This window comes from Streptomyces sp. URMC 127, from assembly GCF_051386535.1.
Taxonomy (GTDB): domain Bacteria; phylum Actinomycetota; class Actinomycetes; order Streptomycetales; family Streptomycetaceae; genus Streptomyces.
This window is the reverse complement of the sequence record NZ_JBPQTW010000253.1, coordinates 1-9,198: the sequence shown is the minus strand read 5'-3', so window position 1 is coordinate 9,198 and position 9,198 is coordinate 1. Positions and strand designations below refer to the sequence as shown.

Annotated in this window: 11 protein-coding genes; 7 read left to right on the top strand and 4 right to left on the bottom strand. The window is 72.2% G+C overall.

The genetic code is table 11. The features are described 5' to 3' along the window. From ACSNOH_RS30880 to ACSNOH_RS30870, 3 genes are all read left to right on the top strand, one after another. On the top strand, positions 1–1,436 hold a 1,436-nt coding region (locus tag ACSNOH_RS30880; protein ID WP_436724754.1), incomplete at its 5' end, for a YibE/F family protein. Positions 1,437–1,482: 46 nt separating this feature from the next. Then, the gene (locus ACSNOH_RS30875; RefSeq protein WP_436724753.1) at positions 1,483–1,683 is read left to right on the top strand and encodes a hypothetical protein; all 201 of its coding nucleotides are present in this window, start codon (positions 1,483–1,485) and stop codon (positions 1,681–1,683) included. Positions 1,684–1,893: 210 nt separating this feature from the next. Then, positions 1,894–3,438, top strand: coding sequence for an SPFH domain-containing protein (locus ACSNOH_RS30870; protein WP_436724752.1), 1,545 nt, complete (start codon positions 1,894–1,896; stop codon positions 3,436–3,438). On the opposite strand, the gene ACSNOH_RS30865 is transcribed toward ACSNOH_RS30870, so the two are convergent. From ACSNOH_RS30865 to ACSNOH_RS30855, 3 genes are all read right to left on the bottom strand, one after another. Beyond that, positions 3,435–3,881, bottom strand: a complete 447-nt coding sequence (locus ACSNOH_RS30865; protein ID WP_030366799.1) for an SsgA family sporulation/cell division regulator — start codon at positions 3,879–3,881, stop codon at positions 3,435–3,437. The genes ACSNOH_RS30870 and ACSNOH_RS30865 overlap by 4 nt on opposite strands. Positions 3,882–4,275: 394 nt before the next feature. Continuing rightward, the gene (locus ACSNOH_RS30860; protein WP_436724751.1) at positions 4,276–4,494 is read right to left on the bottom strand and encodes a DUF5326 family protein; all 219 of its coding nucleotides are present in this window, start codon (positions 4,492–4,494) and stop codon (positions 4,276–4,278) included. A 149-nt stretch (positions 4,495–4,643) separates the two neighbouring features. Next, positions 4,644–4,961 (bottom strand): cupin domain-containing protein, encoded by a 318-nt coding sequence (locus ACSNOH_RS30855; protein ID WP_436724750.1) that lies wholly within the window; start codon positions 4,959–4,961, stop codon positions 4,644–4,646. A 102-nt stretch (positions 4,962–5,063) separates the two neighbouring features. Here ACSNOH_RS30855 and ACSNOH_RS30850 point away from each other — a divergent pair, with 102 nt between their 5' ends. The 4 genes from ACSNOH_RS30850 to ACSNOH_RS30835 all read left to right on the top strand — a co-directional run bounded on the left by ACSNOH_RS30850 (position 5,064) and on the right by ACSNOH_RS30835 (position 8,489). After that, positions 5,064–5,444: a phage holin family protein gene (locus tag ACSNOH_RS30850; RefSeq protein ID WP_436724749.1), complete on the top strand. Its 381-nt coding sequence runs from the start codon at positions 5,064–5,066 to the stop codon at positions 5,442–5,444. A 93-nt stretch (positions 5,445–5,537) separates the two neighbouring features. Next, entirely contained in the window at positions 5,538–6,782 is a 1,245-nt protein-coding gene (locus ACSNOH_RS30845; RefSeq protein ID WP_436724748.1) for a cystathionine gamma-lyase, read from the top strand. A 243-nt stretch (positions 6,783–7,025) separates the two neighbouring features. Then, positions 7,026–7,928 (top strand): LysR family transcriptional regulator, encoded by a 903-nt coding sequence (locus tag ACSNOH_RS30840; protein WP_436724747.1) that lies wholly within the window; start codon positions 7,026–7,028, stop codon positions 7,926–7,928. A gap of 54 nt (positions 7,929–7,982) precedes the next feature. After that, positions 7,983–8,489: an NUDIX hydrolase gene (locus ACSNOH_RS30835; RefSeq protein ID WP_436724746.1), complete on the top strand. Its 507-nt coding sequence runs from the start codon at positions 7,983–7,985 to the stop codon at positions 8,487–8,489. 19 nt (positions 8,490–8,508) lie between these two features. Here ACSNOH_RS30835 and ACSNOH_RS30830 read toward each other — a convergent pair. Beyond that, a partial coding sequence (locus ACSNOH_RS30830) for an FAD-binding oxidoreductase (RefSeq protein ID WP_436724745.1) occupies positions 8,509–9,198 on the bottom strand: 690 nt, incomplete at its 5' end.

The following is a 9,198-nucleotide window of genomic DNA, read 5'->3' as shown; positions in this document are numbered from 1 at the left end:
CCCACGAGCCCGGCGCCCCGGCCGCGCACGAGCACCCGCCCCCGCCGGCGCAGGGCCACGGCCACGCACACGGCCACGCACACGGCCATGCCCACGCGCACGGTCATGGCCACAGCCACAGTCACGGCCCCGCCACCCCCGTCTCCGCCCACCTGCGCAAGGTGATCGGCGCGATCCTCATCCCCTTCGCCGCCGCGGTGCTCACCGGCCTGGTCGTGCTGTGGCCCGGCGGCGCGCCGCCGCACGAGCACTCCGGCCTCGGCCTCGACCAGAAGACGGAGTCGGGCCGCGTCGTGAAGATCGAGGAGGTCGACTGCGCGAAGACGGGCACGCAGCCGCAGCAGCCCCCGCCGGAGGCGCAGGGCGGCACCGGCGGGCCGGGCGGACCGCCGCAGGCGAAGGGCCCCTGCGAGAAGTCGGAGATCGAGGTCACCTCGGGCCCCGACAAGGGCCGGACGTTCACCGAGCTCGTCCAGCCCAGCGCCTCCCGGCGCTACACGGTCGGCCAGGACGTCGTCCTCGCGTACGCCCCCAAGGCGCCGAAGAACCTGCAGTACTCGGTCACCGACGTGGACCGGACGCTGCCCATGGCGATACTCGCGGCGGTGTTCGCCCTGGCCGTCGTGGTCGTCGGCCGGCTGCGCGGGGTCTTCGCGCTGGTCGCCCTGATGATCAGCTTCGGGGTGCTCACGCTGTTCATCCTCCCGGCGATCCTGCAGGGCTCCGATCCGCTGGTGGTCGCCGTCATCGGCGGCAGCGCGATCATGCTGATCGCGCTCTACATGTGCCACGGCCTGACCGCCCGGACGTCCGTGGCCGTGCTCGGAACGCTCACCTCGCTGCTGCTCATCGGCCTGCTCGGCTCGCTGTTCACCGGATGGGCCCATCTGACGGGCAACACCGACGACCAGACCGGCCTCGTGCACAGCCTCTACCCGGAGATCGAGATCCGCGGCCTGCTGCTCGCGGGGATCATCATCGGTTCGCTCGGCGTGCTCGACGACGTGACGGTGACGCAGACCTCCGCGGTGTGGGAGCTGAAGGACGCCGACCCGACCGCGAGTTGGCGCAAGCTCTACGGGGCCGCCATGCGCATCGGCCGGGACCACATCGCATCGGTCGTGAACACGCTCGTGCTGGCGTACGCGGGCGCCTCGCTGCCGCTCCTGCTGCTGTTCTCGATCGCCGACAGCGGGGTCGGGACGGTCGCGACCAGCGAGATCGTGGCCGAGGAGATCGTCCGGACGCTCGTCGGCAGCATCGGGCTGGTGGCCTCGGTGCCGGTGACGACCTTGCTGGCGGCCCTCGTTGTCAGTGCCGACCGGCACAATGCGAGTACGGGGAGGGGTGCCCGCCGGGGCACCGGCCCGGGTGCCGGCGCGCGGGCCGGCGGGCGCGGCAGGTCGAAGGGGGGCAGGCGCCGCCGCGCCAAGTGACCGCGGAGGCCGGGGCGGGCGATCGCACAGGGGGGAGAGCCGTTACGTGGTCGGGGAGCAGGGCAGGGTGACGGGCACGGTCGGGCCGGGGCTGGTCGGCGAGGTGATGGTGCGGGTCCGCGGCGGGGCGGAGGCCTTCCTCGCCTACGCGGCGGAGCCGGGCGAGCGGATCGAGCGCGGAACGGTCGTGGTGATCATGGAGTATCAGCCGCCGCGCACGGTCTATGTGGCCTCTGTCTACGGGTGAAGGGCCTACCGGTGAAGGGGGGCGCTGCACCGGGCCCATGACCGTGCCGTGTCACGCCCCTGCCGTGTCACGCCCGTGCGTGTCACACCCGGGCACCTCTCTCGTATCAGGACCGTGCCAAGCGGGGTCCGGGCCTTCACCGCCGGCTCGCGTGGGAGCACACTTTCGAGTTCGGGCCCCGTCCCGGGGCTCATAAGGGGGGCTGGACGCATGCTCATCGGCGTCGTGGCGGGGGCCGTCCTCGTCGCTGTGGCCGTCGTGGTCGGGCTGTTCAAACTGATGTGGCGGGTTGCCGAGCCCAACGAGGCACTCGTCATCTCCGGTTCCAAGCACCGGACCGAGGGCCTGGAGGAGGGGATGGGGTTCCGGATCGTCACGGGGCGGGGAACCTTCGTGCTGCCCGGGGTCCAGGTGGTCCGGAAGCTGTCGCTCGACCTCAACGAGGCGGATCTCCATGTGGATTGTGTGACCAAGCAGGGCATCCCCCTCAAGGTCCACGGTGTGGTCATATTCAAGGTGGGCGACGACTTCGTGTCGATCGCCAACGCCGCCCGCCGCTTCCTCGACCAGCAGAAGTTCATGGGCGAGCGGGTGCACAACGTCTTCGCGGGCCACCTGCGGTCGATCGTCGGCGGTCTCACCGTGGAGGACATGATCCGCGACCGGGAGCGGCTGACGGGCGAGACCCGCGCCGCCTCCGGCACCGAGATGGAGAAGCTCGGGCTGATCATCGACTCCCTGCAGATCCATGAGATCCAGGACCCCACGGGCTACATCAAGAACCTGTCCGCGCCGCACGCCGCGGCGGTGCAGCGGGACGCCCGGATCGCTCAGGCCGAGGCCGACCGGCTGGCCACGGAGGCGGAGCAGCAGGCCGCGGCCCGGATGGCGCAGGCCCAGCGCGACTCCGAGATCCTGCAGGCCGGCTATCAGGCCGAGCGGGACAGCGCGGCGGCGAAGGCGCGGCAGGCGGGGCCGCTGGCGGAGGCCGCGGCCCAGCAGGAGGTCGTGGTCCAGGAGACGAGGGTGGCCGAGCTGGCGGCGCACCGCCGGGAGCAGCAGCTCCAGGCGGATGTGCGCAAGCCCGCGGACGCAGCGGCCTACGAGAAGCGCACCCTGGCGGAGGCGGAGCGCGACGCCCGTATCTCCGCCGCCCAGGCGAAGGCCCGGGAGACGGAGCTGGCCGCGGCCGCCGAGGCGACGCGCGTGAAGGCGGCCGCCGGCGCGGAGGCCGAGGCCACCAAGGCGCGCGGTGCCGCGGCGGCGGACGCGACCCGGGCGACGGGTGAGGCCGAAGCGGCCGCCGCCCGGGCGAAGGGGCTGGCCGAGGCCGAGACCGCGAAGGCGCACGGCCTGGCGGAGGCGGAGGCGATCAAGGCACGGGCGGCGGCCCTGGCGGAGAACCAGGAGGCTGTGGTCGCGCAGCAACTGGCCGAAAACTGGCCCGAGATCGTACGTGCGGGGGCTGAAGCCTTCGGAAACGTTGACCACATGGTGCTGCTCAACGGGGCCGACGGGATGTCCGAGATGTTTGCGAAGGCGCTGACGATGGGCGGTACGGGCCTGGGCCTGGCGCGGCAGCTGCTCTCCGCCCTGGGTACGGCAGGAGCGGCGGGCGCGGCGGACGGACCGGGGGAAAAGGGCAGCTCAGAGGCGCTGGGGGCCGGGACGGCGCCGAAGGGCGCGCCCCCGCGCGCCGAGCGGGTGCCGGTCCGGGACGAGGGCGGTGCCGGCGGAGGCACACCGGGCCGCTAACCGGCGTTCTGCCCCTCGGTGTTGCCGGCGAGGATGTTGTCGAGCGCTGCGGCGAGGTCGTAGTCGAAGTCGGCGACCGACCGCTCCTCGCCGAGCGGGGCGATGCGGTCGGTCCGGTCGAGGAACGCCACGAGGGGCGCCGCGCCGGCCCGGAACAGGGCCCCTTCGGAGCCCACTTGCAGCCGGATGAAGACGTCCGAAAGGTGCTCGGCGGAGGCGGGGGCGATGTGCACATCGCCCTCGCCGGACGGCTGACTGAGCCCGTCGAGCAGCAGCTCCCGTGCGAACGCCCAGGTCACGGGCGCGTCGCCGGGAAGGTGGAAGGTGAACTTCACTGCATAGGGATCACTGCTGTCGTAGTCCAGACCCACCGGGATCCGGAAGGACAGCTCCTCGGAGACGAGGAAGGTCATGATCACTTCTGCCTGAACCGTTTCACGCATCGCCCAATGCCCCGTATTCGTCGTTTTGGCCGGGATTGGCTCCTCGCGCCATGTAGCCGCCGCTCGACGGCATCCATAGATCACCAGGAGTGATTCTTCAGCTACCGATAGAGATCGAGACTGAGCTTACGAGCTCTATGACTCTGGAGCGTAGCGACTCGACTACGGGGCGGAGTCGTTCCGGGGGATTCAGGGCAGAGAAATTGCCAGAGCCGTCAACACCGGTCCGGGCGGCGACCGGAAGGACGGCTCTTGGAACGGTCTCGGGGGCGGCTCCCGGGGCGGCCTCGGGCGGGCCCGTGCCGACCCTCTTCGATCCTCTTCGACGGTGTCGCATGCCGACGCGTCCGGACACCCGGGCGCCCGGACGGTCGGACGGTCGGCCGCCGGGCGGCTACCAGTCGCTCTTCGACGAGGACGACGACGTGAACTTCTTGACGACGAAGATCAGCCCGCCGATGAGCGCGACGAGCAGCAGGGCCTTGAACACCAGCGCTATGACGAAGCCCAGCACGGTCATGATCAGGCTGCCGAACACCACGAGGACGAGCGCCGGCACGGCGATCCACTTCACCCACCAGGGCAGTCCCGCAAAAATCCCCTTCTCCGCCATGTCGTTCGTCCCCTTGCTTCCGCTTCGTGGTTCCGGAGCCCGACTGCTCCGGCCTTGCTTCGATGCTAGGGCGGGCAGGGGCCCGGACGGGGCCTCCGCAGCCCCCGTCGACCCCTGAGCGTCCCCCTACGGGTTTCCGGGGCGAACCCTCAGCTCTCAGGGGGAGAGAAGACCACCAGAACCCTCAGGGGCTCGGTGATGTGGTGGAAGCGATGGGTCACCCCGGCCGGCACGTACACCACGCTCCCCCGCCCGACGTGCGTCGTCTCCTCCCCCACGGTGATCGACGCGCGGCCGCTCATCACCACGTACACCTCGTCCTGGGCGTGCGGGGTCTGCGGGTCCATCTGCCCGGCGTCGAGCGCGTACAGCCCGACCGACATGTTGCGCTCGCGCAGGAACTGCAGGTACGCACCGTCGTTCGCGAGGCGCTCACCCTCCAGTTCATCCAGCCGGAAGGCCTTCATCTACCGTCCACCTCTTGCCGCTCCCCGTCCGCGGCCGGTGCGTGCGCCGACCGCCGACTGTGCTGATCCGCGCCGGGCCGGCGCGTCTGCAACGATCTCACCATGAAGAATTTCGTAGTCAAGACGATCGCCAACGCGGCGGCCCTGGCGGTCGCCATCTGGCTGCTCAAGGGCATCACGCTCTCCGGTGAGAACACCGTGCGCAAGGTGCTCACGCTGATCCTCGTCGCGCTCGTCTTCGGCGTGGTCAACTTCATCGTCAAGCCGGTGGTGAAGCTGCTGTCCTTCCCGCTGTTCATCCTCACCCTCGGCCTGATCACGCTCGTGATCAACGCGTTGATGCTGCTGCTGACCTCGTGGATCGCCAAGGAGCTGGGGCTCGCCTTCCACGTCGACGGGTTCTGGAACGCCCTGGTCGGCGGCGTGATCATCGCGATCGTGGCCTGGGCGATGCACGTGATCCTGCCGGACGAGAAGGACTGAGCCGGCGCCGGCCGGAGGACATGACGAAACCGGCGCAGAGGGCAGAGACCGGATGAGGACAGACGAGGCCGGACGAGGACGAAGGAGCAGCCGATGACGGGTGACGGCACCCGGGCCGTACGGGCGGGCCTGCCGGAGCCGCGGGCGAACGAGCCCGCGCTCCCCGGCCCGGCCTTCGCCGCCCACTACCACCTCCCGGGCGAGGTCTCCGGCCCGTACACGTACGGCCGCGAGGCCAACCCCACCTGGACCGCCCTGGAGAGCGCCATCGCCGCGCTGGAGGCCCCCGGCGGTCCCGGCCCGGCGGCGGAGCCGGGCACGGAGGCGGACGGGGAGGCGGTCACGGAGACAGTGACGGACACGGAGGCGGTCACGGACACGGAGGCGGTCGTCTTCCCCTCCGGGATGGCCGCGGTCTCCGCCGTGCTCTTCTCGCAGCTGCGGCCCGGCGACACGGCGGTCCTGCCCTCGGACGGCTACCAGCTGCTGCCCGCGCTGCGCGAGCGCCTGGAGGCGTTCGGCGTCGCCGTGCGCACCGCCCCGACCGCCGGGGACGCGCAGCTCGCCGTCCTGGACGGGGCGCGGCTGCTGTGGCTCGAAACGCCCTCCAACCCGGGCCTCGACGTGTGCGACATCCGCCGCCTCGCCGGCGCCGCCCACCGCCGCGGCGCGCTCGTCGCCGTCGACAACACCCTCCCCACCCCGCTCGGCCAGCGCCCCCTCGAACTGGGCGCCGACTTCTCCGTGGCCAGCGGCACCAAGGCCCTCACCGGCCACGGGGACCTGCTCCTGGGATACGTGGCCGCACGCGACCCGCGGCTGACCGCGGCCGTCCGGGACTGGCGCAAGGTCGCCGGCGCGATCCCCGGCCCCATGGAGGCCTGGCTGGCGCACCGCTCCCTGGCGACGCTGCAGCTGCGCGTGGACCGGCAGGCGGCCACCGCGCTCGCGCTCGCCGAGGCCCTGCACGACCGGCCCGAGGTGACCGGCCTGCGCCACCCCGGGCTGCCCACCGACCCCGCTCACGCGCTCGCCCTGCGGCAGATGCGCGGCGGCCGCTTCGGGTGCGTGGTCTCGTTCGTCCTGCCCGGCCGGGCGCACGCCGAACGCTTCCTGACCGCCTTGCGACTCGTCGACGAAGCGACCAGCTTCGGCGGCGTGCGGTCGACCGCCGAGCGGCGCGGGCGGTGGGGCGGCGACGCCGTGCCGGAGGGTTTCATCCGCTTCTCGGTGGGCGTCGAGGACACCGACGATCTCGTCGGGGACGTGCTCAGGGCCCTGGACGAAGCGGCCTCGGACCGTACGGCTCAGGGCCGTACGCCCGCGGACGCCCGTTGACGGCTCGGACCGTACGCCTTCGGACCCTGCCGCCGCGCGCGACAGCGCCCGCTCAGGAGGACGGCTCGAGTCTCCCCCCTCTTGACTCGAGCCGTCGTGGCCGGACGCGCGACCCCCGCACGAATGACCACCTGGTAAAGGCTAGTTGACTCTGCGTCAGTGTCCAATCACGCCGGCGACACCGCCCTATCGACTTATTTATAGTTCCCCTACGACCGGGAGCACCGAGTCAGGGGAGACGGCATGGATCTGGCCCTGTTACGCACGTTCGTCACGGTGCACCGGGCCGGGTCCTTCACACGCGCCGCCGCTCTCCTAGGCCTCTCCCAGCCCGCCGTCACCAGCCAGATCCGCACGCTGGAGACGCAGTTGGGCCGCCCCCTCTTCCTCCGCCTGGCCCGGGGCGTGCGTCCCACCACCACCGGCGAGGAGCTGGCCCACAAGGTCGCACCGCACGTCGACGCGCTCCTGGAGATCACCGAGGCGGGCATCGGCGAGGTGGAGGGGGCAGCGAACCGCACCCTCCACCTCCCCGGTCCCCCCGAGTTCACCGCCCTGCGCGCACTCCCCGCGCTCACCCCCCTCATCGCGCAGGGGCTGGCCGTGCGCGCCGCCCACGGCACCTCCGACGAGCTCTTCGAGAGCCTGGCCGCCGGGCACCACGACCTCGCGATCACCACGTCGCGCCCGCGCGGCCGGCTGCTGACCGCCACCCCGCTCTGCGACGAGGAGCACGTCCTCGTGGCGGCGCCGCGCTGGGCCGCGCGGCTGGGCGGGCCGGCCGTCGTGCGCGACAAGGGCGTCGGGGCCCTTGCGCACCTGCCCGTGGTCGAGGTCCACGAGACGCTGCCGCTCGTCACCCGCTACTGGGCGGCCGTCTTCGACGCCCGGCCCGTCGCCTCCGCCGGCGTCGTCGTCCCCGACCTGCGGGCCGTCCTCGCCTGCGTCGTCGCAGGCGCCGGGATCGGCGTGCTGCCCCGCTACCTGTGCGCGGACGCGCTCGACACGGGCGAACTCGTCGCCCTCCTCGATCCGCCCGTCCCCCCGCTGCGCACCTACTTCCTCGTCGTACGGACCGGAACACTGGCCCACCCGCACCTCGCCCGGGCACACGAGTGGCTGCTGCGCGCTGCCGTCTCCTGGTGAGAAAGGGTTGCCGTCAGGGGTTTCACCGGCCGCCGTACGCGGCAGATGTCCCCTATGACCGAACGTCCAGTGGTCAAGCGCACCGCCCGCGCCATCCTCCTCGACAGCGGCGGGGATCCCGGCCCCCACGCGGCCCTGGAGATGATCCTGATCAAGCGCACCAAGCCCGGCCAGGCGCCGTACTGGATCACCCCCGGGGGCGGCATGGAGCCGGAGGACACCACGGTCGTCGCCGCGCTCCACCGGGAGGTCGACGAGGAGCTGGGCGCCAAGGTCGTCGACGTCGTCCCCGCCTTCGTCGACACCGTCGCGCACTCCCTCCACCACGCCGCCCACGGCGTCAAGGTGCAGCACTTCTTCGTCTGCAGGCTCGCCTCCATGGACCTCTCGCTGCGCCACGGCCCCGAGGTGGACGAGCCGCGCGGGACGTACGAGGTGGTGCGGATCCCCTTCACCCGGGCGGGGATCGCCTCGGTGGAGCTGGTGCCCCCGTCGCTGCGCGCCTACCTCGACGCGAACATCGAGGGCGTACGGGCGCTGCTGGCGGACGACCTGGGGTGAGCCCTCCGCGTTGCGGTCGTCAGCCCGGTGCCGCGGCCATGAGGCCGCCGATCTCGTCGTGGCGTATGCGGTGGGACGGGATGCCGATGCCCACCAGCGTGTCCACACCGCTGCGGATCATCCCGGGCGGGCCGGACAGGTAGGCGTCGTAGGCGGGCCAGGGCCCGTACTGGCGCACGATGGCCGGGAGTTCGCCGCTCAGGCCGCGGGTGGGCCCGTCGGAGACGACCGGCCGCACGGACAGCCAGTTGTGGGCCCGCTGCAGCTGCAGCATGGTGTCGATGTCGTAGAGGTCGCCGGCGTGCCGCGCGCCGTAGAAGACCTCGACGGGGCGGCAGCGGCCGTGCTCGGCGACGTCCTCCACCAGGGCCTTGATCGGGGCGATGCCGGTGCCGCCGCCGAGGCACAGCAGGCCGTTGTCAGTGCTGTGGTCCACAATCATGGAACCGGCGGGGGGACCGAGCCGCAGGACATCGCCCGGGCGGGCGCGGTGGACGAGGGCTCCGGACACCCAGCCGGCGGGCACGGCCTTCACGTGGAAGGAGAGCAGCCCGTCCGGGCGGGGCGCGGCGGAAAAGGAATAGTGCCGCCACACGCGCGGCCACCAGGGGGTCTCAAGGGTCGTGTACTGGCCCGCGAGGAAGGGGTACGGCTGGTCGGGCCGTACGGTCACGACGGCGACGTCCGGCGTGCGCAGCTCGTGGCGGAC